This window comes from Vibrio sp. OPT18 (genome assembly GCF_015163615.1).
GTDB lineage: Bacteria > Pseudomonadota > Gammaproteobacteria > Enterobacterales > Vibrionaceae > Vibrio > Vibrio coralliirubri.
The window spans coordinates 24,952-51,774 of record NZ_JADDYK010000046.1 but is presented as its reverse complement, the minus strand read 5'-3'; the positions used below and the strand labels follow the sequence as shown (position 1 = coordinate 51,774).

The 26,823-nt window shown below is 45.0% G+C and carries 20 protein-coding genes; 8 read left to right on the top strand and 12 right to left on the bottom strand.

Translation table 11 applies throughout. From position 1 onward, the window contains the following. Positions 1–51: 51 nt before the first annotated feature. Positions 52–396: a DMT family transporter gene (locus IQQ51_RS10405; protein ID WP_017069768.1), complete on the bottom strand. Its 345-nt coding sequence runs from the start codon at positions 394–396 to the stop codon at positions 52–54. A gap of 219 nt (positions 397–615) precedes the next feature. Continuing rightward, entirely contained in the window at positions 616–2,787 is a 2,172-nt protein-coding gene (locus tag IQQ51_RS10400; RefSeq protein WP_193841006.1) for a metallophosphoesterase, read from the bottom strand. A gap of 509 nt (positions 2,788–3,296) precedes the next feature. Between IQQ51_RS10400 and IQQ51_RS10395 the strand changes: the two genes are divergently transcribed. Both IQQ51_RS10395 and fghA read left to right on the top strand, forming a co-directional pair. After that, positions 3,297–4,445 carry an S-(hydroxymethyl)glutathione dehydrogenase/class III alcohol dehydrogenase gene (locus IQQ51_RS10395; protein ID WP_017076927.1) on the top strand — a complete coding sequence of 383 codons (1,149 nt, stop codon included), beginning with the start codon at positions 3,297–3,299 and terminating at the stop codon, positions 4,443–4,445. 156 nt (positions 4,446–4,601) lie between these two features. Next, positions 4,602–5,441: an S-formylglutathione hydrolase gene (fghA, locus tag IQQ51_RS10390; protein ID WP_012601125.1), complete on the top strand. Its 840-nt coding sequence runs from the start codon at positions 4,602–4,604 to the stop codon at positions 5,439–5,441. Between the two features lie 77 nt (positions 5,442–5,518). Here fghA and IQQ51_RS10385 read toward each other — a convergent pair whose 3' ends face one another. After that, on the bottom strand, positions 5,519–6,601 hold the full coding sequence (locus IQQ51_RS10385; RefSeq protein ID WP_193841005.1) for an aminotransferase class I/II-fold pyridoxal phosphate-dependent enzyme: 1,083 nt from the start codon (positions 6,599–6,601) through the stop codon (positions 5,519–5,521). Between the two features lie 305 nt (positions 6,602–6,906). On the opposite strand from IQQ51_RS10385, the gene IQQ51_RS10380 reads away from it, so the two are divergent. Continuing rightward, positions 6,907–7,308, top strand: coding sequence for a hypothetical protein (locus IQQ51_RS10380; protein WP_017061631.1), 402 nt, complete (start codon positions 6,907–6,909; stop codon positions 7,306–7,308). Positions 7,309–7,533: 225 nt separating this feature from the next. Then, positions 7,534–8,271: an NUDIX hydrolase gene (locus tag IQQ51_RS10375; RefSeq protein WP_193841004.1), complete on the top strand. Its 738-nt coding sequence runs from the start codon at positions 7,534–7,536 to the stop codon at positions 8,269–8,271. 127 nt (positions 8,272–8,398) lie between these two features. On the opposite strand, the gene IQQ51_RS10370 is transcribed toward IQQ51_RS10375, so the two are convergent. Beyond that, positions 8,399–9,919, bottom strand: coding sequence for an aldehyde dehydrogenase family protein (locus IQQ51_RS10370; protein WP_048613901.1), 1,521 nt, complete (start codon positions 9,917–9,919; stop codon positions 8,399–8,401). A gap of 327 nt (positions 9,920–10,246) precedes the next feature. On the opposite strand from IQQ51_RS10370, the gene IQQ51_RS10365 reads away from it, so the two are divergent. Then, on the top strand, positions 10,247–12,034 hold the full coding sequence (locus IQQ51_RS10365) for a sigma-54-dependent Fis family transcriptional regulator (protein WP_193841003.1): 1,788 nt from the start codon (positions 10,247–10,249) through the stop codon (positions 12,032–12,034). Positions 12,035–12,052: 18 nt separating this feature from the next. Here IQQ51_RS10365 and IQQ51_RS10360 read toward each other — a convergent pair whose 3' ends face one another. Next, entirely contained in the window at positions 12,053–12,904 is an 852-nt protein-coding gene (locus tag IQQ51_RS10360; protein ID WP_193841002.1) for a LysR family transcriptional regulator, read from the bottom strand. A 118-nt stretch (positions 12,905–13,022) separates the two neighbouring features. Here IQQ51_RS10360 and IQQ51_RS10355 point away from each other — a divergent pair, with 118 nt between their 5' ends. After that, positions 13,023–13,670 carry a glutathione S-transferase family protein gene (locus IQQ51_RS10355; RefSeq protein WP_193841001.1) on the top strand — a complete coding sequence of 216 codons (648 nt, stop codon included), beginning with the start codon at positions 13,023–13,025 and terminating at the stop codon, positions 13,668–13,670. 82 nt (positions 13,671–13,752) lie between these two features. Here the strand turns inward: IQQ51_RS10355 and IQQ51_RS10350 are convergent, their stop codons facing one another. The 3 genes from IQQ51_RS10350 to IQQ51_RS10340 all read right to left on the bottom strand — a co-directional run bounded on the left by IQQ51_RS10350 (position 13,753) and on the right by IQQ51_RS10340 (position 17,883). After that, the gene (locus IQQ51_RS10350; RefSeq protein ID WP_193841000.1) at positions 13,753–14,691 is read right to left on the bottom strand and encodes a LysR family transcriptional regulator; all 939 of its coding nucleotides are present in this window, start codon (positions 14,689–14,691) and stop codon (positions 13,753–13,755) included. Positions 14,692–14,795: 104 nt separating this feature from the next. Continuing rightward, positions 14,796–16,286 carry a DUF1254 domain-containing protein gene (locus IQQ51_RS10345; RefSeq protein WP_193840999.1) on the bottom strand — a complete coding sequence of 497 codons (1,491 nt, stop codon included), beginning with the start codon at positions 16,284–16,286 and terminating at the stop codon, positions 14,796–14,798. Between the two features lie 118 nt (positions 16,287–16,404). Beyond that, complete coding sequence (locus IQQ51_RS10340) at positions 16,405–17,883, bottom strand: DUF1214 domain-containing protein (RefSeq protein WP_048613884.1); 1,479 nt, start codon at positions 17,881–17,883, stop codon at positions 16,405–16,407. Positions 17,884–18,170: 287 nt separating this feature from the next. On the opposite strand from IQQ51_RS10340, the gene IQQ51_RS10335 reads away from it, so the two are divergent. Then, entirely contained in the window at positions 18,171–19,613 is a 1,443-nt protein-coding gene (locus tag IQQ51_RS10335) for an N-acylglucosamine 2-epimerase (protein WP_193840998.1), read from the top strand. Positions 19,614–19,737: 124 nt separating this feature from the next. Here IQQ51_RS10335 and IQQ51_RS10330 read toward each other — a convergent pair whose 3' ends face one another. The 3 genes from IQQ51_RS10330 to IQQ51_RS10320 all read right to left on the bottom strand — a co-directional run bounded on the left by IQQ51_RS10330 (position 19,738) and on the right by IQQ51_RS10320 (position 23,742). Then, positions 19,738–21,183 (bottom strand): sucrose-6-phosphate hydrolase, encoded by a 1,446-nt coding sequence (locus tag IQQ51_RS10330; protein WP_193840997.1) that lies wholly within the window; start codon positions 21,181–21,183, stop codon positions 19,738–19,740. Next, a complete protein-coding gene (locus tag IQQ51_RS10325; protein WP_193840996.1) occupies positions 21,180–22,139 on the bottom strand; it encodes an aminoimidazole riboside kinase in 960 nt (319 codons plus the stop codon). Before IQQ51_RS10325 ends, IQQ51_RS10330 begins: the two co-directional genes overlap by 4 nt. Positions 22,140–22,302: 163 nt before the next feature. Then, positions 22,303–23,742 (bottom strand): sucrose-specific PTS transporter subunit IIBC, encoded by a 1,440-nt coding sequence (locus IQQ51_RS10320; RefSeq protein WP_017076937.1) that lies wholly within the window; start codon positions 23,740–23,742, stop codon positions 22,303–22,305. 234 nt (positions 23,743–23,976) lie between these two features. Between IQQ51_RS10320 and IQQ51_RS10315 the strand changes: the two genes are divergently transcribed. Then, entirely contained in the window at positions 23,977–24,963 is a 987-nt protein-coding gene (locus IQQ51_RS10315) for a LacI family DNA-binding transcriptional regulator (RefSeq protein ID WP_050632499.1), read from the top strand. A 135-nt stretch (positions 24,964–25,098) separates the two neighbouring features. Here IQQ51_RS10315 and IQQ51_RS10310 read toward each other — a convergent pair whose 3' ends face one another. Beyond that, the gene (locus IQQ51_RS10310) at positions 25,099–26,472 is read right to left on the bottom strand and encodes a carbohydrate porin (RefSeq protein WP_193840995.1); all 1,374 of its coding nucleotides are present in this window, start codon (positions 26,470–26,472) and stop codon (positions 25,099–25,101) included. Between the last annotated feature and the right edge of the window lie 351 nt (positions 26,473–26,823).

The following is a 26,823-nucleotide window of genomic DNA, read 5'->3' as shown; positions in this document are numbered from 1 at the left end:
ACAACTCTAGATTCCAATTAGTTTGTTCCTTCAGAAGTAGGAAATAGACTCTTAGTGACTCACCGACGTTGAAAACAGGTTGATGATCACCACACCAGACAGAATCAAAGCGATGCCAATGATCGCGTAGATGTCTAGCTTTTGCCCGTAGACCAGCCAAGACAACGCCGCGACCAACACTATCCCTGCCCCACACCAAATCGCATACGCCACACCCAAAGACATGGTTTGAACCGTGAGAGACAACAGATAAAAAGCAAAGCCATAACCGACGAGTACTGCGGCGGTCGCAGGAAGGGAAGTAAATTGCTGCGTTTTAGGCAATAGAGAAGTCGCGACAACTTCAAGCACGATGGCAAGTGACAGCATCACTGGAGGCGGAAGAGATAAAAGCATGTTTGAGTCCACAACATTAAATACGGCGCTCAGAATATTGTAGTTTTATTTCCAATTCATGCGATTTTCAGTAAGCAATTATTATGACTTACCTTAAAAGTTCTTAAGTGCGATGGCTCATTCATCGAAGAACAGAAAGACAAAAAGAGCCCTACAACATCATGTGTAGAGCTCTTTTCAAATAAGCTAATTAGTTAATCAGCTAACAATCTAAATAGCTTAATTTGCTGATGTTGAGCCTCTTAGGATATCGCGCTTCACTTCACCTTTAAGATCGGTCAAGGTTTGTTGGTCGATATCAATCAAGAAATGGTCACTTGCTTGGCCTGTTGCAAATTTTTCAAGAATCACGAACAAGCTACCGAAACGAGAGCGGAACACTTCACCGACGGTATATTGGCCAAGGTCACCCAATTCTGAATCCACAGTGCCATCGAACTCTGAAAGTTCACGACTTAGCAACTCATATTGACGCAATTGTGTTTCACCGATATCACGAAATGCCAGTTCGTCTGCGTTACGTAAACGGTAGAAGTCGGTCGCTAACAACTCACCACTCCACTCTGCAAATTCAGCTAACTCTAGTCCCTCTAAAGAAGCCAGTTTCTCAGCGACAACTTTAGCTGTTTGCCAGTCTTGTTGGAATTGATCGTAGTCATCAACACCATTTTCCACACAAGCACCAACATCGTAACCCAGTTCATTAGCTAACTGACACACGGTAAAGTTGGTTTCTAACTGAGACATGATCATCATCTCTTCGCCATTCATTTCCATGATCATAGCGCGCATCTCTAACGGCCAGTCACCCGGAAGAAAACGCAGACGTGTTAGTTCACGGATGTGCCAATCAGTCAGTTCGTAGTAACTCTCTGAATTCAGAATATCTTTGTTCCAAATCTTAGCTTCTGCATCAGGATCGCCATTCGCAGCTTGAGTAAGGTATTCATGCTCTTCTGCATAGTGACTGAATAGCTCGTTGTAACGTTTAACTTGATCGATGACCACCGTCTCAACTTCAATCTGATTATCAGGACGAATGTTCAACAGTTTATACGCAGGAATGTAACCAGCTAGCGATGGCGCTTGGATATTAAATAGAGTGTGCTGTACACCATCAATATTGAAGCTCTTCTTACCCGTATCGTTAAAGTGCATGTGGCCACCAACGTGGATATTTAGGCCAGTCGCAGCTAATGCGCGGCTGGTATTGTCATCCGGTTCACGAGCCAGTTGATGGCTTCCTTCGCCAAACAGATCTTCAATCTCTTCAGAGGCACCATTGTAGAAGTCGGTCATTGGGAAGTGCGAGAAAGAGACCAGCGTCTTGTTCTGCTCTTTCGCTGCTTTTACAACATCAGAGATCCAATCGATCACGTGTTCTTTGTGAGTCAACATCATGTTATAACCAGCGCTGCTTGAACCATCAAACGTGTTTCCATCGACAGAGCTATCAGACGAGTTTTCTTTCGGGCGATAAACGTTCGCGTCGATCGCCAGCAACCAAAGTCCTTTCACAGGCTCTACTAAATAGCTGGTATCCGGCACTTCAGAGCAGCTTGAGTAACCACTTTCTTTGTAGCTGCCACCCGTACCTTCATAACAGATCTCGTACATTCGCTTATCAAAAGCCGCTTCTTCTTTGGCTAAATCATAGCTGTAACTAGCTCGAGCTTGGTCGCTGCTGTAAGGCGTTTCAAAGTAGAGATAATCTTGCTGAGGATAGAAGCCGTGAGTGCCTAGGATGCTCATGATCTCTTCATAGCCCCATTCACGTACTTCTTCAGTACAAATAGTTGCTAAGTTGTCACCTTCTCCGGGAATAGTCGTCCACTCATCGTCATAACCAACACACTCTTCTTTACCGCGGCTATAGATACGCTGCTTCTTGCCACCCTCGCCTAGGTAATCAGATTTACCTGCAGGGATTGTAAATGGACGTACTGGATCGTGGTTGCCTGGCGCTGCAAAAAACTCAAGACCGTGAGTCTCGCGATAGTGATCAAAGATGCTAACCAAGCCACGCATATGAATCGGCTGACCGTCATCACTAAAGTCACCAGGCAAGGCTACGTATTTAACGCCACGCTCAACCACGTCATCAAGCGCCGCTATCATCGCAAAGTAGTTTTCATTAAATAGACGAGTAGAGTTCATCTGAGACTCCATCGTTCTGATCGTAGCGTTTTTATCACTCATGGAATTCGGTAAGCCAGCGAACGAACCGTCTTGAAAATCACCGTAAACATCATGGAAATGGATATCAGGCATGAATGCGACTTGCACTGCGCTATCTAGATTGCCGCTGTCGTCACTTGGTGAACTTGAATTACAACCAGCTAATGTGGCTGCTATTAAGCCTGACAGCACGGTCAATGTACTCTTTCTCATTTTCTCTTCCCAAAAAGTTAGAACTCAAAATTTGGCGAGGAGACTAGATGAGAAAAATGACACTATTGTTTCTTATATCTTACAAAACGTCGCACAACGAACGCTTATGCGACATTGCTTCAATCGTTAAAATTCAACAAGTTATCATTCATCCTAAAAGCTGATAGTTCAACAATACGAATCGGAGATTAATATATAAATCACCATAAAAACCCCACCTAAACATCTGTAAAAACAATGTATTCAGACCGTTTGGATAAGTCGCCTGTCCTCAAACCTGAGTCGCTCTAGCTAAGAGAGTTGCCAATAAGAAAACTGACCGCTCCATACTAATTATTACAAATACGTAATAATCATTTTCTATTTATGGGGATTATCAAAACAGGTACTCACACCTATACTAGCTCCAACAAAACGAGAGAGCGGAAACAATTAAGCTCAACTACGCTTAACGGGTTGAATTTAATTGCACAGTTATCCGCTGTACTGACATATATAGGAAACATCCAATGACAATCGAAATTAAACCTGGTCAAACTCATATCAAATCAAAAGCAATGGTTGCATGGGCAGCTGGCGAGCCACTAAAAATGGAAGAAGTTGATGTACAACTTCCTAAAGCTGGTGAGGTTCTAGTTCGCATCGTTGCTACTGGTGTTTGTCACACTGACGCATTCACATTATCAGGTGACGATCCAGAAGGTATCTTCCCTTCAATCCTTGGTCACGAAGGTGGCGGTATCGTTGAGATGATCGGCGAAGGCGTTACAAGTGTTGAGATTGGCGACCACGTTATCCCACTTTACACAGCTGAATGTGGCGAATGTAAGTTCTGTAAATCTGGTAAAACTAACCTATGCCAAGCGGTTCGTGAAACGCAAGGTAAAGGCCTAATGCCAGACGGTACAAGCCGCTTCTCTATTAATGGCGAAACAATTTTCCATTACATGGGTTGCTCTACTTTCTCTGAGTACACAGTACTTCCAGAAATCTCTCTAGCGAAAGTAAGCAAAGAAGCGCCACTTGAAGAAGTTTGTCTTCTAGGTTGTGGTGTAACAACGGGTATGGGCGCTGTATTAAACACAGCTAAAGTTGAAAAAGGCGACAACGTTGCTGTATTCGGCCTAGGCGGCATCGGTCTTTCTGCAATCATTGGTGCTCGCATGGCTGGTGCTAACCGCATCATCGGTGTTGATATCAACGAGAGCAAATTCGAACTAGCAAAACAGCTTGGCGCGACTGACTGCATCAACCCAACTAAATTCGACAAACCAATCCAAGACGTTATCGTTGAGATGACAGACGGTGGTGTTGAGTACTCTTTCGAGTGTATCGGTAACGTCAACGTGATGCGTCAAGCACTTGAGTGCTGCCACAAAGGTTGGGGCGAATCAGTAATCATCGGTGTTGCGGGTGCAGGTCAAGAGATCGCTACTCGTCCATTCCAACTAGTAACTGGTCGTGTATGGCGTGGTTCTGCTTTCGGTGGTGTTAAAGGCCGCTCTGAGCTTCCAGAAATCGTTAACCGTTACATGGCGGGGGAGTTTGGTCTTCAAGAGTTCATTACTCACACTATGGGTCTGCAAGACGTAAACGAAGCATTCGACCTAATGCACAAAGGTGAATCTATCCGTACTGTTCTACACATGGATAAATAATTCTCCTTGGTCTCGATACTTCGGTGTCGAGACCACAGTTCTGACTTAAACATCAGAGCGAAACTGTCTTCACCACCTCCTGCCCGGTGGGTGGTGAAACTTTAAATCCTATAGACATGTTACTCCCCAAACCATCAACCTAACGGAGCAAAATAGATGACAATCGAAAACATTAGCCAAGCAAAGGTTGCTGGTGGTTGGCACAAACAATACACCCACTTTTCTGCAACGCTTGACTGCAATATGCGTTTTGCGATTTTCTTGCCACCTAACGCAAGCAAAGAAAACCCAGTTCCTGTTTTGTATTGGTTATCAGGCTTAACCTGTACCGATGAAAACTTCATGCAAAAAGCCGGCGCTTTCAAAGCCGCGGCTGAGCAAGGCATCGCGATTGTTGCACCAGACACTAGCCCACGTGGCGAAGGTGTTGCCGACGATGAAAATTACGATCTCGGCCAAGGTGCAGGCTTCTACGTGAATGCCACTCAAGCACCATGGGACAGCCATTACCACATGTATGATTACGTGGTAACAGAGCTCCCAGCACTGATTGAATCTTTCTTCCCAGTGACTTCTGTGAAATCGATTTCTGGTCACAGCATGGGTGGACACGGTGCCCTAACGATTGGCATTAAAAACGAAGATAGCTACCGTTCTATCTCGGCATTCAGCCCAATCACGAACCCAATGCAATGCCCTTGGGGACAAAAAGCCTTCAACCAATACCTAGGCTTAGATATTGAAGAGTGGAAACACTACGATGCTTCTGAGCTTCTAAAAACCAAAGGCACTAAACTGCCAATGTTGGTCGACCAAGGTGAAGCTGATAACTTCCTGATTGAACAGCTTAAACCTGAGCAATTAGTCGAAGCCGCTAAGGTAACCAATGCCGATTTAGAGCTACGTATGCAGCCAGGTTACGACCACAGCTACTACTTCATCTCTAGCTTTATTGATGAACACATTGAGTTCCACGCAGCTTACCTGAACAAGTAGCCAGATGAATTTAGCCCGCACCTTGTAAACGCAAGGTGCGGGCTTTTTTATGCCTACTGATTTTATTACTGTTGCTTTTATAGCTGATGAATACGCTGCTTTAACGCTTCTAAATCCACATCATTTCCAACAATTCGTAATCGAACATACTCTTCAGTCATCGCGTCGCACGTAATAGCAAAATCGACACCTGAACATGTCTTAATGCCGATATTCTCAAATAGCTTTGAAAGGTGAGTTCCTCTCTTTTTCAACAACATAATGGGCGTCGATATTGACGTACCAAGCACCTCGATATTGTGCTCATACAACAAGTCGATCATTTGCTGCTTAAAGTATTCGGTTTTGCTGCGGTTCATTTCTAAGAAGTGTTTCGCATTGGGTAAGGTCGCCGATGCGATTTTTATTGAAGGGTAAGTCGGCGTAAAAACACTCACCGCAGCTTCGATTGCAGAAGTCAGGTTTTCACTGCTGGCTAAGTAACCGAGTCGAATACCTGCAAGGCCTAAGCCCTTAGAAAAGGTTCGTAAAACTATTAAGTTGTCCAAGACCAAGGTCTGATCGAGCATAGACTGCTCAGGGGTCAGGTATTCACCATAGGCCTCGTCGACAATCAAAATAGCGCCAGAACGCTCACATAATTTCGCTATCTCGACCAGATAAGCTCGATCGTAGATTCGACCCGTAGGGTTGTTGGGATTGTCGATATACACCAAGGCTGGCTTTTGGCTGCTTATTTTTGAGGCCAACACACCGAACAGATCAGATTCGTTTTGATAACCAAACATGTTGATGGACTGGTACTTCCCGCCCACCAAAGTGAACTCTGATACTGCTTCAACAAACTGAGGGCCAATGCCTATCATGGTGCGATTGTTGTGATCGATAAGTTTATTGAAGATAAGTTCTAGCGCCCCAAGAGAGCCCGTGGTGTACGTAATACGACAATCTTCAATCCCAATAAACTGGCGAGTCAGATAGGTCAGCTCCGAAAGCTCCCTATGGCAATAGTACTTATCAATACCGTAGATAATATCTTTGACCACGTGTTCAGGAATTTCTGGTGCGCCAAATGGATTAGAGCCGAGTGAGCAATCGATACGAAATGAGTGATCGACATAAGAATGGTATTCACCACTTAACCGTGGATTTAAATGCATAAGAAAACGCTCAAAAAATATTCATGCGCTATTCTTATCGTACTAAGTTTTATCTATATAGGTCATTTCGCGACAGTTCTTCGCCTTGTTTCGAGAGACTGATTAAAAACAAAGATTGGTTCAAATAACGAATTCTCTTAAGCCATAATCATGAGTTAAGCACTCGTGTTTCCATTTCGAGTTAACCGAACCGCTTTCTTTGCGCTAGATTAAGCTGAGATAAGATAGGGTAATAACAGAGCTTGCATCTTTACTCTCCCTAGTTACCATAGCCCCATTAACATCCCCCATATTTGAAGGTTGCTATGAAAGCAATTAAGACTCTTTTCTTCCTGATGGTTTTATTGAGCGGTCTATTTACCGCTTGGCTGTTTATTCCGATTCCAGCGACCATGGACAAGCAAACGCTCGACGTTCCATTAACGGAACCATTCAAGCTTGTGGCGTACCGCAGCAACCCGAATGATGCGAGCAAGCCACTGACTTACCACTACTATGTGATTTCAGATGTAGTTGGCGTAGACGACATGGACCCATTCCTGATTACCACGGACCAGTTCGTGAAGCTTGGCGAATTCGACGAGAACACATTCAACCTTACGGTTAACGGCAAGATTGATAGCTACACCAACGATTTGTGGATCAAGAAATCTGATGGCAAGCTTCAACACTGGTACGTGAGTATTAACGCGAACTATATTCGTTAAAATCGAACTGCAATAAACCTCATTTTAAAACTGCGCTTTGGCTTCCAAGCGCAGTTTTTGTTTCTAGAAACACCCTCCACTTATCCCGACCCAGTCGACATAAACTGCATTGCCTACTTTTGATTCACTACTGCCCTTACTCTCAAGGTGTTATAAGCTCTTTAGATACGATAAGCTCAGACTATGCTCGACGCCCAATAAATCAAAAACAATAAAGGATCACCCGTGGAATTTACGCTCGACAAATTTAACGGCATCATCATCGACCCAGCAACAATCCCTCACAATGCTGACTCATTCAATGCAGAACTCAGCGAGATCGCCGAATTTTCAAAGCAGAATAGCAAAGGCATTATTTGGATTAGCTTACCTATTTCACTCTCGCACCTTATTCCTGTAGCGACTGAGCTTGGCTTTGTGTTTCACAACTGCTTAGAAGACGAGATTACACTAATCCATAAATCCGAGATTGTGGAGTTTGTGCCTTTCATTCCCACCCACACCTTGGGCGCAGGTGCGTTAATCACTAACGAACAAAATCAAGTTCTGATGATCAAAGAGCACGGCATGACAGGCTACAAATTACCGGGCGGTCATATTGAGTTGGGTGAAGGCATTGAAGAATCGGTGGTTCGAGAAACCTTGGAAGAAACTGGCATCGAAGCCACGTTCGTTTCAGTGGTTGGCATGGCGACAAGGCACCCATACCAGTTTGGAAAATCGAACCTCTACTTTGTATGCCACCTTATAGCCCAAACTCAAGAGGTAGCGATTCAAGACACCGATGAAATTGCAGAAGCTAAATGGATTGATGTTGAAGAGTATATTAACAACCCCGACAGCTACCCGTTTAACCGCCAGTTGGTCGGTACTCTGATCGGAAAGCAAGGTTTAGAGCTCACTCAGCTAGAAGGCAACTATGGCCCGAACCATAAGCCAGAGATCTTCTTTTCGAAAAACTAAAGCGATTCAAACATAAAAACGCCAAGCTCATAAGAACTTGGCGTTTTGCTTTTCATTTTACTTATATTGTTTAAGCCATCTCGTTGCTAGTGACTTCCTAATTAGACTGTTCTAGAACCTATCTATTTTAGAAAAAGCCCAACGGATTCGTATCGTAGCTGATTAATAGATTCTTGGTGTTTTGGTAGTGATCGAGCATCATCTTGTGTGTCTCACGACCGATGCCGGATTTCTTATAACCACCGAACGCGGCATGTGCTGGATAAGCGTGGTAACAGTTCACCCAAATACGCCCCGCTTCGATGTTACGACCCATGCGATACGCTAGGTTTGCATCACGAGTCCACACGCCTGCACCCAAGCCATATTCAGTGTCATTGGCTATCTCTAGCGCTTCTGCTTCGTCTTTAAACGTCGTCACCGCGATTACAGGGCCGAAGATCTCTTCTTGGAATACACGCATCTTGTTGTGCCCTTCCAACATGGTTGGCTGGATGTAATAACCATTACCGAGATCATCTGATTGCTGCGCAACTTCGCCACCTGTCAGCACTTTCGCTCCCTCTTGACGACCGATTTCTAGGTAGCTCAAGATCTTATCAAACTGCTCTTTAGAAGCTTGTGCGCCCACCTGAGTATCAGTATCTAGCGGGTTACCTTGTTTAATAGTTTGAGCACGCTCGACCACCTTGGCGATGAACTTGTCGTACACCGATTCATGGATCAGCACACGTGACGGACAGGTACACACTTCACCTTGGTTAAAGAACGCAAGTAGCATGCCTTCGACACACTTATCTAAGTATTCATCTTCATGGTTAAAGATGTCTGGGAAGTAGATATTTGGAGACTTACCGCCAAGCTCAACTGTTGATGGAATCAAGCTTTCAGCCGCACATTTCAGAATATGGTGGCCGACTTCTGTCGAGCCTGTGAATGCCAACTTCGCTAAGCGATCACTGGTTGCTAACGCTTGACCCGCTTCACTACCAAAACCATTGACGATGTTCACTACGCCTGCTGGTAGAAGATCAGCGATCTTCTCCATCATCACCAAGATCGATGTCGGTGTTTGCTCAGCGGGCTTCATCACCACACAACAGCCCGCAGCCAGTGCAGGTGCCAATTTCCAAGCCGCCATTAAAATCGGGAAGTTCCAAGGAATGATCTGGCCGACTACACCAATTGGTTCTGGGAAGTGGTAGCTTGCGGTGTTTGAATCGAGCTCTGCTGCACTGCCTTCTTGCGCTCGGATACAACCCGCAAAGTAACGGAAGTGGTCAACGACTAACGGAATGTCTGCTGCTAAAGTTTCACGCACAGGCTTGCCGTTTTCCCACGTCTCCGCGACCGCGATTTCTTCTAAATTCGCTTCAATGCGGTCAGCAATTTTAAGTAGAATGTTCGAACGTTCAGTCACGCTAGTCGCAGCCCAACTCGCACGAGCTGCATGCGCCGCATCCAGTGCCAAGCTAATGTCCGCCTCGGTTGAGCGTGCCACTTGGCAATACACCTGACCATTCACTGGGGAAGTGTTATCAAAATACTCGCCGCTGACAGGCTTCACCCACTCGCCACCGATAAAATTATCGTATTGCGCTTTAAAGTTCACCACTGCGTTGTCACTACCCGGCTGTGCGTAAATCATAGTTAGATCCTTCTTCGATTTGATATTCGTTATTGAGCTAGAGCTGTCTTATTTTTGTGGCGGCTCCCCTTGAGAAAAGAACTCATGGCGAGACGCCCATGTTTATACTTTCTGTTTAAAACACTGATACTTCGTGTTTTCTTCACAACAGTAACAACGCAAATCACACGCCAGAACTTCAAAACTTGTTGTTAATAAATTGTAAAACTATGATTACCAAACGTTTACAACCCAAAGTGAGTTGGCATTGAACGGACGTATGGAAACCACTCCAGTGTTCAACTGTTCCAAATTGGTACACCCTCACTGTTAAGACATGGAACAGTCATGCACCTTCAACAAGCAAACATCTCAGATTGGCTTTCGTCCTCTTGGCACCGCAGCACAGAAGCGGGTCTAAAACAGAGACGACTTCCCGAAGACATTCGCCTGCCTCAATCGATTCTTAAGCAGCGACGTTATCAATCGGCTGACTTGATCCACATCGTCGAACGCAATGCGCTGCCTTTGTTTAATCAGATGTTTGCTCGTACCGACAGTCGTTTGATTCTGACCGATATTGAAGGGGTGATTCTGGCGAGTTGGGGACAGGAGCGGTTTAAGGAGAAGCTGACATCAATCGCACTCAGCTCTGGAGCCTGTTGGCAGGAACAACTGAAAGGCACCAACGCGATTGGCACCGCCATTGTTGAAGCCAAGCCAGTATCCATCATTGGTGAACAACACTTCATCCACCAGCATCGATTTATCAGCTGTTCAGCAAGCCCGGTGTTTGATCATCAAGGCCAAATGGTCGGTGTATTGGACATCACCAGCGAGCAGCAACAACACGACAGTTCAGTGCAGCTACTCGTTCAAAATATGGTTCAGCTTATTGAAAATCAGCTATTAAGTCATATCCCGCAAGGCACTACTCGCATCGACCTCGCATGTGAGAAGTCGTTATTACACAGTGGTTGGCAAGGGATAGTGATAGCGAACGAAGCTGGCGAGGTAGTCGCGCACAATCAGGTTGCCTCTCAGCTGCTGGATCAAACCTCAATAGTTGGCGAATGCATAGATACCCTGTTCAATCGAACCTCATTAGACACGCCTTTTGTATTTGAGAAACAGCACCTCAAACAAGCAACTGCAAAACGCACTCGCTCTATTTCGGCATCGTGTAATTTACACCATGGCGAGCAACAAATTGAACACGCTTGGCAGCAAGCTAATAAGGTTATCGATAAAGGGATCAGTTTGTTGATCTTAGGTGAAACAGGAGTTGGTAAGGGCGAGTTTGTTAAAGCGCTGCACAAGCAAAGCCAGCGTAAGTCTTCGCCCTTGGTGGCGGTAAATTGTGGCGCACTACCGAAAGATCTTATCGAGTCAGAACTGTTTGGCTACGCGCCGGGCGCTTTTACTGGCGCAAGCCACAAAGGTTTTCAAGGTAAGATCCGCCAAGCGGATAAGGGCATTCTATTTTTGGATGAGATTGCCGATATGCCGTTAGAGGCTCAGTGTCGATTGCTGCATGTTCTGCAAGACAAATCCGTAGTGCCCGTGGGTTCGAATCAAAGCTACCAAGTCGATTGTCAGATCATCGCTGCCACTCATAAAAACCTAGAACAGTTAGTTGCGACAGGAGAGTTCAGACAAGACTTGTACTACCGCCTGAACGGCTTAGCCTTCACCTTGCCAAGCCTACAACACCGACAAGACAAACACGCATTAATCGAGCACATTCATCGTAAATACGCCGAAGACGAACAGACAATCTGCCCGCACTTGATGAGCTTGCTGTGCGCTTACGCTTGGCCGGGCAATATCCGCGAATTAGATAATCTACTGAAAGTTGCCGCCCTACTGGCAAACGATGAAGCACAGCTCACACTCGAGCATGTGCCTAGCCACCTTGCTCAACATCTCACTTCATTAGCGCAAAATAATCAGCATCAACTGACGCCTCCTAACACCATCAAAGGTACAACGAATAACGATCTAAGAAGTACCGTTGAAGAAACCTTGTTGCAAACGTATCAAGCGAACCAAGGCAACATCAGCAAGACATCGCGAATACTCGGCATCAGCCGCAATACCATTTATCGAAAGCTGAAAAGCTTGGGAATCCTATAATAGGAAAAGGAATTTAAGCTACTCAGAATCCAACTCCACAAGTTGATTGAGCACTTCTTTGTCCAATACTGGATGGTGTTTGCTCGCTAAGATCAACACAATATCGACCGAAGGCAACGGCGGCATATCATCAAGTATTTTCAAGTCTGAAGTCACGCTCAGCTTACCCATCGCGCCAATGGCTAATCCGGCTTTAACGATTGCACGTTGTGCAGAAGCCGTATTGCTACACGCCAATAACTGATAAGGCGTGCCCTGCTTGGTTAAGCCATTCACTGCCGCTGCGTGGTACTTACAATCGGTCTGAAACAAGGCTAGTGGGACTGGTTTAGACTCATCGAACGCATAGTCAGGGCTGCTTATCCAAACACCCACATCATGTGTAAGCCAGTAACCCTCTTCACTATCGGGCGCTCGGGTGACAATCGCCGCATCAAGTCTGCCATCATCTAGCCACTCTCTGAGCGTAATGCTGGGTAGGCTGAATACTTGAATAGAACAGGTGGGTTCTGCTTTCTGCAACAGGCGAATCACTTTCGGCAAAATGGTGTCGTTGTAGTCTTCAGGGCAGCCGAGTCGCAGAGGTTGTTTGTCTTCGTAACGCTTTACTTGCTTTAGCGCGGTATTGTGGAGGGCGACCAACTGTTCGGCATGCGAACGCAGCGCTAAGCCCGCTTCTGTAAGTATTAAGTTACGTCCTTCTTTTTGGAAAAGAGTCACGCTGAGCTCTTCTTCCAACTTACGCATCTGCGCACTGAATGCCGATTGGGTGCGATTTATCTGTTTCGCTGCACGTGTGAAACTACTGGTTTCTACGAACGCGAGAAAGCCTCGCAAAGCATCAATATCCATATTGAAATTACCACCCATCGTTTTTATTAATGTATTACATCAAAATTATCCGTTAGTGCGCCGCAATACAATCCCCTAAGCTCAAATGCATGCCCCTAGGCTCAAATGCATACCCACCAAACGCAAGGAAGCCCCTATGCAGCTTTATATTGGAAACCAGAACTACTCAACTTGGTCACTGCGCGCATGGCTAATATTCGACAACTACAATCTGAATGCAGAGGTCATCAAGCTCAAACTCTTCACTTCTGATTTTTACGACACTCTGGCAAAAGTAACACCATCGGCCAAAGTTCCCACCTTAGTTGATGGTGACGTTACGGTGTGGGATTCACTGGCGATTCTCGAATACGTTAACGACGCCCACTTGAACGGCGAAGCATGGCCCAGTTCAGTGAAAGAACGCGCCCATGCCCGAGCAATTTCCGCAGAAATGCACTCTGGTTTTTTTTCCGTCAGAAATGAAATGCCGATGAACTGCCGCGCACAACGAAAGCTCACACTCAGTGAAGAGGCATTGAAAGACATCGCACGTATTGATGCAATATGGTCAACACAAATGGAACAATACTCTGAAGGATGGTTATTTGGTGAATGGTCGATTGCCGATGCGATGTTTGCACCCGTCGCATTGCGCGTAGAAACCTATGGTATAGAGCTTTCAAAGAAGGCATCGCAGTATCAACAACGTGTGCTTAACAGTCCATCAATACAAAAATGGCTTGCAGAGGCAAGTTTAGAAACCGATGTGGTCGAAGAAGACGAGGCGGGTGAGCCAGTATAAGTCGATAGCGATGAGTCTCGATATAGTATCGAGACTCATTCAATATTAAGCGATTAGAGATGTTTCACTAGAGTGCGTTTTTTCAGAGTATGGTCTTCAACAGCTCATTAAACCTAGACGCTATCCACTGATGCGAAGCGGATGTAAATGTACGTTGATGCTGCAATAAATAAAGGTCTACGTGATATTGCTTGCTGTCTACAAAATCATAAATATCGACAAACCGATGATCGAAATCTGGCAAAGCATTTAAAGCGTTCATACCAAAAATCACAGCATCAGAACGAGAAGCGATTTCCATTAATACATGAGTTTGAGTACTTCGAAGCTTGGGGCGTTTATCACTTTCTAGCTCCAATAAGATCTGTTGCAAAGGGGTATTGAATGCTTGCTTGTGGTCTTCTTCAACGTTCATAGCAAGCACTGGGTATTGCATGATCTCATCTAACGTTGATTTCCTTCCAACCAGAGGGTGATCCTTTCTAACAAACAATTTGGGGTAGATGGTCCCTATCTTGGTGGCTTGGTATTTTTGATCTAACGAGCTTGCATAATGAATCGCAAAGTCTAACTTACCCTTGTCGAGCAAGTCATAAGGGTTACTTTTCGCAGCCATCTCTATCAAGTTCACATCAGGGGCTTCTTCAAATAATCCCAAGGCTAGATTAGGAAGAATGGTGCTCCCTAGAAAGGTCGGTAAAGAGATCGAAAACGTATCGTTGCACTCTCGAGGATCAAATTGATTGCGCTGAAATAACGCGTTTAGCTGCGGCAGAATGTGTTGCAGTTCTTGACCTAACTCTAGTGCTTTTGATGTTGGTGTTAGGCCCGTAGATGTTCTGATAAATAGAGGATCATCAAAGGTTTCTCTCAGCCGTTTTAAGCTACGACTCATGGCCGACTGCGACACAAATAACGCCTTTGCTGCATTGGTTACGTTGCGTTCTTTAAGCAATGTATCAAAGGCCACCAGCAAATTTAGGTCGACTCGATTCAACTGATATGACATGTCTTTTTGCATAAATCCTCTAGTTATCTTGGAGCAATAACAGTGCTAAGCGCTGAATAACCTTAACATGAAAAGATGCACCCATTTATAGGGTGCATTCAAACTTGCGATACCTTCTATTTCACCTTAACAAAATCACTTGGTTTCCATGAATTATCAAACCACTTTTCTGTCGGCGAATACATGCGGAAGATGATATTAAAACCTTTGCCTTCCGTCGTTTGAACCCAGTTATGTTCCATTCCTTTGGGAGCGTTGGGCGAAAAATGGACAGTGATAGAACCATCGCTGTTCTTCTTAATATCTTCACTCAAACCATCAAGGCCAGCAGATTTTTGGTCGGTTTCTAACATAGAGCGAGTCTGGTTATCGTAGATCATAAATGACCAAAACTGCTCTACTGGTGCATTCGGTGGCAAAGTCACCGTGTAGTGCTGACTGCCATCCAACACTTCCTTGTTGGCATCACGTGTCGCCAACAGATAATCCGATCCTTTTCCTACGGTTTTCGTCACCATATCTGGTGTAATCCCGGTTGCCATGAAGTGGAATGTTGCTCGCATATCGGAGTCAATTACGCCATTTTCATCTTTAAATTCATGGCCTGAGACTAACGGCGTGAACCACTGTCTATCATCGTAGCGAAACATCTCTTCTTTAGGGTGGAAATAGCTTGAGCGTACTTCAGCAGTCGCTATTTTTGCGGCTTCCGACAGTATTTGCTGCATACGCGTGTTTGGCACAAAATCTTGTCCTTTTTCTATTCCGATATCTTTAGCCAACGACAACCATTCAGCATCAAAAATAGCGGTAGGTTCATATTGAATAAGTGCATTCACCTCATCGTAGAACGTCTCGTCCATAGCATGAATGGTGTTGTAATCGACGCCAGAAATATTGATGAACTCTGTCTTATCTTCTTTGCCATACGAATACAGCTTGGTGGTGTTTTTTAATGTTGTAATACTCTGTTCCATACTCTCTGGTGAGCTCACTAAACGCAGCAATAGCCAATGCTGATACCCTTCGCTGACAACCTCAATGTACCCTTCTGGAACGTCGCCTTTCCACGAAGAGTGGCGGATAAAATACTTGCCTGATTTAGCTGCATTGTCTGGGTGAGTGACACCAATTCGATCAACGTACTTAAATGCAGCATTGTCGAGTAAACCCATAACCGGAGTAGGAACTTCTAGAATCACCGGGCCATTTTTTACATCAATTTCCGAAGTGATATACGGTGTCGTCGTGTTCGCTGTTAACCAAAGGCTATTGGCGTCTAAGTTGTCTTCAGAAATTGCGATGGTTTGATTAGGCTTCATGCCGATACTCTCATGCCCCAACAATAGCCCTTGTATTGAAGCAACTGGAATACCGGATAGAAAAACACGAACAGCATTAGATACTTGCACAAAATCTTTCACCTTGGCGTGCGTTTCTAATGTCGGTGCACCATCGGTATAGTTGAGCTCACCTAGATAGGCAGATTCGACCTTATTTGGCGTAATAATGCTATCTGGTACTTGCGCACTAAATTTAGGCTCAGCGAGCGCCACAGATGAACAACCTAAAGTAATCAGCAACGTAGCAATAATCGATTTTTTCATAATATTTTCTCTTGTCTAAAATGATTCTCATCGCCTAACCGGCCCCAATTTGTATGCTTCACTTAGGGGCACGCATTAAGCTATTTACTTCCAGAGATGGTTGAGTCTCTATTGCTTGCTAGCCACTGATTTTTTCCATGTCTTCTAGCATCCAGTTTTTAAAGAAAGTCTTCGATGTTGGACGGTAAAGTCGGAACAATAAGAAGTAATCTTCACCACCTGTAGGAACCCAGTTTTCCTCCTGCCCTTTTGGTGCTTCAGGGCCGAAATACAGATCATACGAACCATCTGGATTCTTTTTCATCGTGTCAGCGTTTCGAGACGATAGTCCTACTCGATCGACCCCTTTAACAAAATTCTTGGTTTCCATGTTGTAAACAATCGCTGACCAGAAGTCCTCGACAGGCGTATCGGCTGGTACATTGAGCTTGTACGTCGCTTTGCCATCTAACATCTCACCTTGTGAATCGCGTAAACCCGTTAGATAAAAGGTTGAACCGCCCAATTGCTTCGGCAAGTAAGTCACGTAAAAGTACGACGCTGCACGCTTATCAACTAACACCTCATCTTCATCCACAAATGGGAAGCCAAGCTGAGCTTGAGGGCCAAAATTCCAGAAAGACCATTGCGACAGAGGTTTGCCGTTTTCGTCTCTCCATAGCGCACTCACCGTTTGATCTGGTTCAACGAACTTTGATTGCATGTGCGCATAGGCCATCAGCACACCTTCACTCATCGCTTTTTTCTGCTCAGCTGTTGGGTCGAATTTTTTCCCTTTTTCAATACCAAGGTCTTTTAGTAACGACGCCATTGCTTTGTCTTGCGTTCTGACCGGGTTCTCTTGAATGACGTCATTAATGTCTTGAAAAAACGTCTCGTTGTAATATGGGAGGCTGTCATAAGCGACATCCGTTGCATCCAAGTAATCTGTCTTAGGTGGGTTTTCTGCATCGGCTAAGTTGTAGATTTTGATTTGCTTCGCGTAGTTCCCCGCATCCAAATCTGTCGCCCCATTGGTTAACGATGGTCTGAATGAAAAGCCATACAGGTACGTATCCGTTTCAAATACAAGGTAACCCTTACTTTCGAGATCCTGCTTCGTTCCTAATTTATTGTCGTAACCTGGTGGCAGGAATAGATACTTCCCTCCTTTGCCTTCGTCAGCACCTTTGTAGCCAACATCAGCAATCGGAACCTCCCATTGGTTTACGATTGAACCAAAGTAATTCACTTTGTCTGTTGCTGCGGGCACCTCAATCACCACCGGGCCGTTCTTCGACGTTATCGTTGCCCAAGCGTAAGCGGTGGTATCGTTCGCGGTGAGAAAACCCTTTTCTGAACCAAAAGGTTCGTTCACGTAAACCACATCGTTGAAGTCGCCATCAAGGTCACGACGAGTCGCTTTTAGGAAATCAATTTGAGTCACAGCTGGCATATAATGGATTGCTGTTTGAGTGGCACGCTGCACCATCATTTTGTATTCAAGATTTTCAATCTGTGATGCGCGATTAAGGATGTCATCTGTATCATCGAATGATTGGGAATAGACCGGCATTGTGCTGATAGCAAGTAGCGAAGCTAATAGAAGTTTTTTCATGTTGAGCATATCTCTTCGTAAAGGTGAAACATTCAATTGTTTAAAAAACATCCTTTGTTTGAGCCCAGTATACGAACGAGACCAAATCCCATCCAATGACTTATAATCATTATGAATTATTCGAATTTTGGATAATGCTAGATACAATTCGACTATCCCGGTACCACTCAATGATCTGTAAACCTTCCTCTACTCCGTAATAATTTGGTCGATTGTGATCACCTAATCACAATGTGCAGGTGTGATTGTTTATATTCAACGAAATTCAAATAGTTAAGATAAACATCATGTTACGAGCAACGATCGCATTACTCAGTGTTACTAGCTTCGCCGTATCTGCCAACGCCCCTCTTCCTTCTGGAGAAGAGTGGCTCAATCATGCTACTGAAGGGCTTGCACCTTACTGGTTGATGCCTAGCGCTCAAGGAGAACCGGTAGGCAACTTCCCTACTTTCCGCTGTGATGACGGTACCTTGCTCGATGTTTCCGATGTGTGCCCTGAACTGAACAAAGGCTGGATCACGCCACACTTTAGCAAAGAGTTTACGCGGATGAAGTCACGTCAAACTTATGCCTATGGCGTGCTCTACCACCTTAGTGGCGATAAGCAGGCTTTAGCGCTTGCCAAGCAAGGAGCCTACTACATCATTGATCAGCTAGAAGATAAGCAAAACGGCGGCTTTATCGGCTACACAAAAGAGGGAAAAGTAGGCCAGGATTGGCAACAACGTACTTCTCAAGATCAAGCGTATGCGCTGGTTGGCCTTGTCATGTACTACTACCTGACTCAAGACAAAAAGGTAGAAGAAGCACTCATCGCACAACAAGCGTTTATCTTTGATAAATATCGACTTAGCGACAACAGCGGTCTTGCTTGGGTACTTGCTGACGGTGAAGATGGCAGTGCAAAACGACGTGAATTGGTTGCACAACTTGATCAAATTAATGGCTACCTGTTGTTGGTCGCACCTCTGCTCAAAGAGCCCGTCAAATCAAAATGGCTTGATGACTTAAACTGGCTCACGCAATCCATGATTGACCAATACCATTCTAAAGATGAACAACGCTTCTACGGTGCAATTCACGATAAAGCAGCGATGATGCCGAATGCTAATCACAATGATTTTGGACACACCATCAAAGCATATTGGATGACCTATCTAACAGGCCAAACATTGAATAACTCTGAATGGAAAGAGTTTGGCATCAAAGGGATGAAACACACTCTCGCTCAAGCGCAATATCAGAAAGAGTTCGCCAGCGTCTCCCAATATTATGGCGAAGAACTTCAGAAAGCGTGGAAAGGACAAGAGATAACTGGATGGCAAAGCCGACCAAACACAAATTGGGCTTCATCATGGGAATGGGCGGAGCTTGATCAAGCGGCCATGACGGTTTCGCTAGTCGATGGTTCAATGAAAGACGCACTGCAATACACCCTACCCACCTTTCATGATGTATGGGTCGACCACAAATACGGCGGCGTGGGGCTTGATCCAAAACGCACCAAAGCTTTCCATTGGGGCAACGGTTATCACCAGTTTGAGCATGCGCTGATTGGCTATTTGTTCGCTCAGCAAGTTGATGCGAAGCCAGCAGTATTGCATTACGCAAGGCCGACCAACAGCGAGATGCCAATGGAACCTTATTACTATCAAGGGGATGTGATTAAGTTGGAGAACCTAGATGATGGGACACAAAAGGTCAGTTTCAATAACATTCGACCTTAGTGTGGGTATTGGATCTAAACTGCTTGGAGCAACAGATAAGGTCAGAAAGCCTGCACAACACGATGCAACAGACTCAAACAAAAGCCGCTGTTGGGCAGCGGCTTTTTGGTGAAACAAAGATGGCTTAATCATCTAGCCCTTTAATTGGGCTCATTGAACGATAAACGGTTTTTACGTCACCTTTGATGGACAGCATACTTAAATCATCAATGAAGAAGCGGCTAGTCATTGTGTGCTTACCACCATTGATGAAGATTTCGATGACCGACTTGTCGACATAAACCTCGATGGTTTGCTTGGTGCTCAACCTCGGCGCTTTTCTCACACACCCAAACTCTTCAGCGTAGAGTTGAGACATATTGCTGCGATCAAGAATGAACTCATTATCTGTCGCACTGAACACGATGTTATCACCCGCAACGTTGGCAAGTGTAAACTCAAATTCATCAGTATCCGTTTCGAGCTCAACCATGAAGCTGGCTGTATCCAATTCAAGAGCATTTTCAACCGTAACCGCTTCCCCCTGTAGCGCTTTCAATTCAGGTAAAGCAGACTGAACAAGATAGCCATCTTGGATTTGAAGTTCGCGTGGTAACGACAACATGCCCGCCCACTGATGCGCATTAGAAGGTGTATCAATCTCAGGCAGACCAATCCAAGCAATCAAAATGCGACGGCCTTTGTCATCTAAGTAAGTCTGTGGTGCGTAGAAATCAAAGCCGTAGTCTGGCTGCGCGATGTCTTGATGATTTTCCAGTTTCGCCGTATCTAGGTTCAGGCGGTCACCCAAAATATAAGCCACTGAATAGATATTTTTGAAGTCGTATGGGTTTTCACTAGACACGCCTTGCGGAGAAAATAGCATCACCGACTGATTATCTATTTCAAAGAAATCAGGGCACTCCCACATATAGCCAAGGTTGTTGTAACGAGTCTGAATTGGGCCTTTGTGTTGCCAACACATCAGGTCACGACTGCAATATAGTGCCATTGAGCCTGTTTCTTGAGGTGTTTGAGCCCCCACAACCATCAGGTAATCGTCACCCTGCTTCCACACTTTTGGGTCACGAAAATGTTCGGTGTAGTGATCGTTTTCAATAACCACGCCGTGCTTTTCTATTTTGCCGTCGGCAGACATCTTGGCAAAACATTGAGTTGGGACTCGTTGCCAGTTTTCATCACGTTTATTACCCGTAAAGAACAGCAGTGCATTGCCGTTTTCAACCAATGCGCCACCAGAATAAACACCGTGAGAATCGTAATCTTGGTCCGGGTGTAGGCCTATGCCGTGGTCTTCGAAATGAACGAAGTCTTTGGTTGAAAGGTGGTACCAATACTTCATACCATGGACAGGACCAACGGGCGTCCACTGATAAAATAAGTGGTGCTCTCCATTAAAGAAACACAAGCCATTTGGGTCATTGAGCAAGCCAAATTTAGGCGCAACATGGTAGCTTGGATAGCCAGAGTCTTGTTTGCGAAGCTCTACCATCGCATCAATACTCTCTTGAGAAATATCTTCTATACGACGATATCTTTGCTCTACTGTCCAGTTCGAGTTCAAACTCATACACTCTCCTCTACGGCATTCGTATTTGAAGAGTTTTTTTGAATAAACTGAGTTAGAGCTTCTTGCGTTGGAAGTGCGGTCATTGCGCCTTTTTGCGTTGTCGCCAGTGCACCACAACCATTCGCCCACTGAATTGCAGAATCGACGACTTGTTGATTATTCCACTCATCATGTTGAGAAAGCTTTGCAAGCAAGCCGCCAACAAAAGCATCGCCTGCCCCTGTAGTATCCACTGGCGTCACTGAACGACCTGAAATCAACACGCCTTGCTTTTCAAATACTCGCCAAACACCTTTCGCACCCTGTGTAACCAGAACAAGCGTGTTGTTAAGATCTGCAATATGAGCCAAACCTTGCTCCATCGAAGTTGAACCGGTTAAGAAATCTAACTCTTCTTCAGAGAATTTAACCACATCCGCCAACTCAACCGCTTTCATTACTACAGGCTTGATTTCAGATGGATCTTGCCACACTTCATCGCGAAGGTTTGGATCGAAGCTGATGTAACCAGCAGCCGCTTTCATGCGTCGGATGGCTTCAAAGGTACTGCTTCGACTTGGCTCATTGGCCAGAGAGATTGAACAGACGTGTAGCCATTCGTTTTTCTTAAATTCAGGAATGTCATCCACAGACATAAACTGGTCTGCACTTGGCTTAACCATAAACGTAAAACTGCGTTCGCCTTGGTCATCAAGGTCCACCACCACAGTTGACGTACGTTGCTCAGGATCTTTCACCAAACGTTCGGTATTCACACCTTCGTTTTGCAAAGTCACTTCCATAAAGATGCCAAACGGGTCGTTACCCACTCGGCCGAAAAAGGCGCTTTTGCCTAAAAGACGAGAAATCGCTACCGCGACATTGGCAGGAGCACCACCCGGACATTTCAACAATGTCTTATCTGTCTCCGGAATGAGGTCGACAACAGCGTCTCCAGTTACCCAAACTTGATTCATCTTTCTTACCTTAAAACTGAAAATCATGACAACCGAAAGCAAGGTGACACTTCACGCTGTCATGTGAAAATATAAAAAGGCTAGCTAAGCCAAATCACCTAGCTAGCACCCCAAAGCTTAGGAAATGAAGTGAAAAGGGGGACTTCACTTCTAGGGAGAAACGTTAAGCCGTTGCTTTAATGTTTTGTTTATTACGCTCGCGCAGACCTAAAACAACTGTCAGTGCAAAAGCAGTCACGAACGCGATAATCATACCGACCACGTAGTAACCGATTTTTTCTGGTGATATTGAGATGATACCTGGAATACCAGCAGCACCGAGCGCTTGTGCTTTCACATTAAACATGGTGATGAATGCGCTTGAAACCGCAGCTGCACAAACCGCAGCAATGAATGGATAGCGAAGCTTCAAGTTCACACCGAACATTGCAGGCTCTGTAATACCAAGTAGTCCCGTCACACCAGAAGGAATAGCGATACTCTTCATTTTTGTATCGCGAGTCATGAAACCAACAGCCAGTGCCGCCGCCCCTTGTGACACGTTAGACATAGCCGCGATAGGGAAAATAAACGTACCACCCGTTACGGCAATGTCTGCTAATAATTGGGTTTCTATAGCGATAAAGCTATGGTGCATGCCTGTAATAACGAATGGCGCATAAATCAAGCCAAATACCGCACCACCAATAAAGCCCGCACTGTTGTATAGCCAGTTCAGACCGTCACCCAACAAGAAGCCGATATCACGAGTCAATGGACCAACAACTGTGAATGTGAGTAAGCCTGTCACAAAGATAGCCAGTAGCGGCGTTAGCAAGTTATCCAGAACGGAAGGCACAACTTTACGCAGGCCAAGTTCTATTTTCGCGAGAATAAACGCAGAAACGAGAACTGGCAGTACAGAACCTTGATAGCCAACCTTCTCTATCTCGAATCCTAGAATGTTCCAAACCGGAATATTGCCTGCCACCGATGCGCCACCGAAGCCCCAACCGTTAAGAAGGTCTGGGTGAACCATCAACATACCTAAAGCCGCGCCAAGGTATGGGTTACCACCAAATTTCTTGCTCGCTGAGAATGCTAATAAAATAGGTAAGTACACAAAAGGTGCATTAGCAAATGTGTTGATCATGTTTGCTAGGTCGGTCAAACCCGGGTTAGCGTCAATTAAAGATTTGCCATCAATGAACAAACCTTGAGCCGTCAATAGGTTGTAGATACCCATCAACAAACCACCAGCTACAATCGCAGGAATAATTGGTACAAAAATATCAGACAGGCCTTTAACCGCGCGCTGTATGATGTTTTGGTTTTCAGCCCCCGCAGACGCCACATCGTTAGTCGACATCTCTGTCATCTCAGTCAGCTTTGCCATCTCAGCATAAACTTGATTGACGATGCCTGAACCAAAGATGATTTGATATTGACCGGCTACTTTAAACTGGCCCTTAACCCCTTCTAGGTTATCAATCGCCTGTTCATCAATTTTATCTTGGTCTGCGACAGCAAGACGCAGACGAGTCGCACAATGTGCGAGTGCAGTGATATTACTTTTACCACCTAATAGAGTGAGCAGCTCTTTTGCTATTTTTGGATAATTCATTACATACCCCATTGGATTATCATTTGAGCTTTTGAATTTTCGGGAACGTTTGCAAAACAAATTTTTGCCTAGAAATAACAAATGATCAAAGATAACTGCTCAATAGTGTGAGAATGATCTTTAAATTATCTCCCTAGGATGAGGAGAGAGGGTTAAAATCTCCTCATAAACAGGGGAATTTGATGACCAGTTTGCAAACAATCCCAAAACTAAAATGATAATGGATAATTTATAATGGCTAGTCTTCATGATGTCGCTCGTCTCGCTGGAGTTTCCAAGTCGACGGTTTCAAGAGTAATCAATGATGAGTATGGCGTAAAAGACGCGACCAAGATTAAAGTTCGCAAAGCGGTTGAAGAGTGTGGCTATCTCCCAAACCAGGTCGCTAAAGACTTAAAATCTCAGAAAACCAACCTGGTTGGCGTGATTGTTCCTAGGGTTTCTTCCCATGCTACCTCTCAAGGCGTCGACGGTTTAACCGCAGTATTAGAGCAAGCGGGCAAGCATGTTTTATTAGCGAGCACGCACCAAACACACCACAAAGAGCTTGAATATATTCAGATATTTAACCAGAAGCGTGTTGAAGGCATTATCTTGTACGCAACCCACCTCGACAACCAATTGGTCAAAGCGATTCAAAGCTCTGCCGTACCCGTGGTATTGGTTGGTCAAGACGGTTCAATGTTTAACATCCCAAGCATTGTGCACGACGATACTCGTGTAGGGTTTGAAGCAGGCAACCGCCTTATCTCGAAGGGCTGTAAATACATGGGGTTCATTGGCGTACAAGGCGATGATATTGCGGTTGATAAGATGAGATCGGAAGGCTTTGCTCAATCACTTCAGTTCAACGATCTCACACTGCAATTTCACGCCCGTGGCGACTTCACCATCGATTCTGGCTACAAGCTTGCGAAACAGTATCTCAAGGAACACACCAAGCTCGACGGCCTGTTCTGCGCCACTGACCGTATCGCAATCGGCGCGATCAGAGCGATTCAGGAAGCGGGGCTCGTTCCAGGAAAGGATATATTGGTGTTGGGTGTGGGTGACGATGAGCTCGCTTCAGTATGTACGCCAACGCTTTCTACGTTTAACTATGCATTTGATAAAGCGGGAGAAAATGGAGCCAAGCTGCTACTCGACCGTATTGAGAAAAAAGGCTTTGAAATGAGTAAGATGGTGTTGACCTTCACCACCATTGACCGAGAGTCTTGCTAACGATTTACTTCAGAGTTCAAGTGCTCTCAAGATAAAAAAATGCCAACCTTCGAGTTGAAACGATAAGGTTGGCATTTAATGATGTGAATTTCACATCATGATTAACACTCTCTATCTAAACGATATATCAAGCAATTAGAACCAAGTTTCCATCTGCAGTGCAAATAGAACCTCACCGCCCTCACCCATTGTTGCTGCATCTGCGTCAGTGCTGATCGAGTAACCATTCAAGTCTTCACTCCAATCCACATAGCTCACAGCGAAACGCAGTTCTGGTCGGTCAAAAAAGCCAGTACTGGTTGAAAGCTTTAGTGTTGGTGCAACTGTCGCTTTGTAGAAACCGCCGCTCGCTTGCTCTGTCGAGTTGTCCAAATCCATGTACTGCAATGAACCTTCGTAAACCATCTCAAAGTTCTCTGTGAACTCTTGAGCTAATCGAACGTTTAAAGAAGCCCATGTGAACTCGTCATTCTTCTTCAAACGGTCTTGGCTATGCTCTGCCATTAATGCAGGTGCTAAGCGCCAGTTGTCGCCAATGCGAGTCACACCGTAGCTAAACAGGCGAACGGCTTTCGCGTCATCCAGCAGATCACCATTTGAGCCGATGCCTTTTAGCTCTGCACCAAGGCCGCTACCCACTAACATACCCGTTTTAGAGAAGCCTTCGCTCACACCAAAAAAGTTGTCTCCATGGTACGCAAACATTGCGTGTACACCGCTTTTGGCTGCACCATTTAAACGACTATCGTTGTCTGCTGAGGTCATACCGCTCAACATCACCTGCCACTGGCCAATACGGTTATTCATGGTTGCAATGTAGTTTTCTACATCGGTTGATGAGCTATCAATCTCACCAAAATCTCGGCCATAAATAGAGAAATTCGCTTTCCAGTCGTCGCTCATTTGAACGTCGTAAACACCTGCGCCAGTGCCTGACAGGAAGACAATATCCGAGTCGAAAAAGTGAATATCAAAATTGTCGCGATCGAATCGTTTACCCGCCCAAAACGTTGCTTCAGAAAACGCTTCGGATTCAGAGAACATACTCAGGCGATTCAGTTCCGAATACACTTGTCGCACATTCAACTGGCTTTCGCTGGCAGTCCACTCGTTATTTGTCTCCGTACTGTCGGCCAACATGATGCGAAACAAGGCACTAGAGCCATCGTCTGCAAATCGCTTATGAATCAAGTTCGCTTCAACGTAATGATCATCTTCAACACCAAGACGTCCAATTGGAGCTCCAATGGCACCAGCTGCCGTCATGTAAGGTCCAGTGCCTGTCGCGCCATTGAGGTCGTCGTTGATCAATAACCCAGAGCGAGCATAGCCGTGAAACTCAAACGAAGAAGCCTTTTCATTGGCCTCGACGGAGACCTGCTCTGTTTGTGCAACCCTTTGTTCTAATTCATTAATACGTTGCTCTAATGCTGCAACGTCTTCACTTGCTAATACCGATGTAGTCATTAGCCCCATTGTTACAGCAACCGCTAAAATGTGTCGTTTCATTCTGATGTTCTCACGTTAATTGTTTTGGATGAATTGCAAACGTTCCCAAAATAATTCGTAAGCGCATTTCAAGCTTATACTTTGATGTACAAGCTTAATATCGAAGAAGAAATAGAAATCACTTGTGTTGATCTCTTCATATTTTGTATCTACCTGGATGATAGATCGATAATTTCGGGAACGTTACCGAAAATACATAATTCTGATAACTTTGTCACAAGTGGAATTGATTAATAAGCGAAAAACTGTGTCTCGCGCACATTGAAGCCTTTATCAAGGTCGTCGATAAGCTAGAGTCAATTACGCACAAAGCGTGATGAATCACACAATAACCGTCACCTTTAACTGATG

Coding starts and splice junctions, on each gene's coding strand:
- IQQ51_RS10360 (WP_193841002.1), bottom strand. CDS start 12,904: ATGGGTGGTAATTTCAATATGGATATTGATGCTTTGCGAGGCTTTCTC.
- IQQ51_RS10380 (WP_017061631.1), top strand. CDS start 6,907: ATGAAAGCAATTAAGACTCTTTTCTTCCTGATGGTTTTATTGAGCGGT.
- fghA (WP_012601125.1), top strand. CDS start 4,602: ATGACAATCGAAAACATTAGCCAAGCAAAGGTTGCTGGTGGTTGGCAC.
- IQQ51_RS10335 (WP_193840998.1), top strand. CDS start 18,171: ATGTTACGAGCAACGATCGCATTACTCAGTGTTACTAGCTTCGCCGTA.
- IQQ51_RS10320 (WP_017076937.1), bottom strand. CDS start 23,742: ATGAATTATCCAAAAATAGCAAAAGAGCTGCTCACTCTATTAGGTGGT.
- IQQ51_RS10400 (WP_193841006.1), bottom strand. CDS start 2,787: ATGAGAAAGAGTACATTGACCGTGCTGTCAGGCTTAATAGCAGCCACA.
- IQQ51_RS10370 (WP_048613901.1), bottom strand. CDS start 9,919: ATGATTTACGCACAGCCGGGTAGTGACAACGCAGTGGTGAACTTTAAA.
- IQQ51_RS10340 (WP_048613884.1), bottom strand. CDS start 17,883: ATGAAAAAACTTCTATTAGCTTCGCTACTTGCTATCAGCACAATGCCG.
- IQQ51_RS10405 (WP_017069768.1), bottom strand. CDS start 396: ATGCTTTTATCTCTTCCGCCTCCAGTGATGCTGTCACTTGCCATCGTG.
- IQQ51_RS10310 (WP_193840995.1), bottom strand. CDS start 26,472: ATGAAACGACACATTTTAGCGGTTGCTGTAACAATGGGGCTAATGACT.
- IQQ51_RS10330 (WP_193840997.1), bottom strand. CDS start 21,183: ATGAGTTTGAACTCGAACTGGACAGTAGAGCAAAGATATCGTCGTATA.
- IQQ51_RS10315 (WP_050632499.1), top strand. CDS start 23,977: ATGGCTAGTCTTCATGATGTCGCTCGTCTCGCTGGAGTTTCCAAGTCG.
- IQQ51_RS10350 (WP_193841000.1), bottom strand. CDS start 14,691: ATGCAAAAAGACATGTCATATCAGTTGAATCGAGTCGACCTAAATTTG.
- IQQ51_RS10395 (WP_017076927.1), top strand. CDS start 3,297: ATGACAATCGAAATTAAACCTGGTCAAACTCATATCAAATCAAAAGCA.
- IQQ51_RS10345 (WP_193840999.1), bottom strand. CDS start 16,286: ATGAAAAAATCGATTATTGCTACGTTGCTGATTACTTTAGGTTGTTCA.
- IQQ51_RS10385 (WP_193841005.1), bottom strand. CDS start 6,601: ATGCATTTAAATCCACGGTTAAGTGGTGAATACCATTCTTATGTCGAT.
- IQQ51_RS10325 (WP_193840996.1), bottom strand. CDS start 22,139: ATGAATCAAGTTTGGGTAACTGGAGACGCTGTTGTCGACCTCATTCCG.
- IQQ51_RS10365 (WP_193841003.1), top strand. CDS start 10,247: ATGCACCTTCAACAAGCAAACATCTCAGATTGGCTTTCGTCCTCTTGG.
- IQQ51_RS10355 (WP_193841001.1), top strand. CDS start 13,023: ATGCAGCTTTATATTGGAAACCAGAACTACTCAACTTGGTCACTGCGC.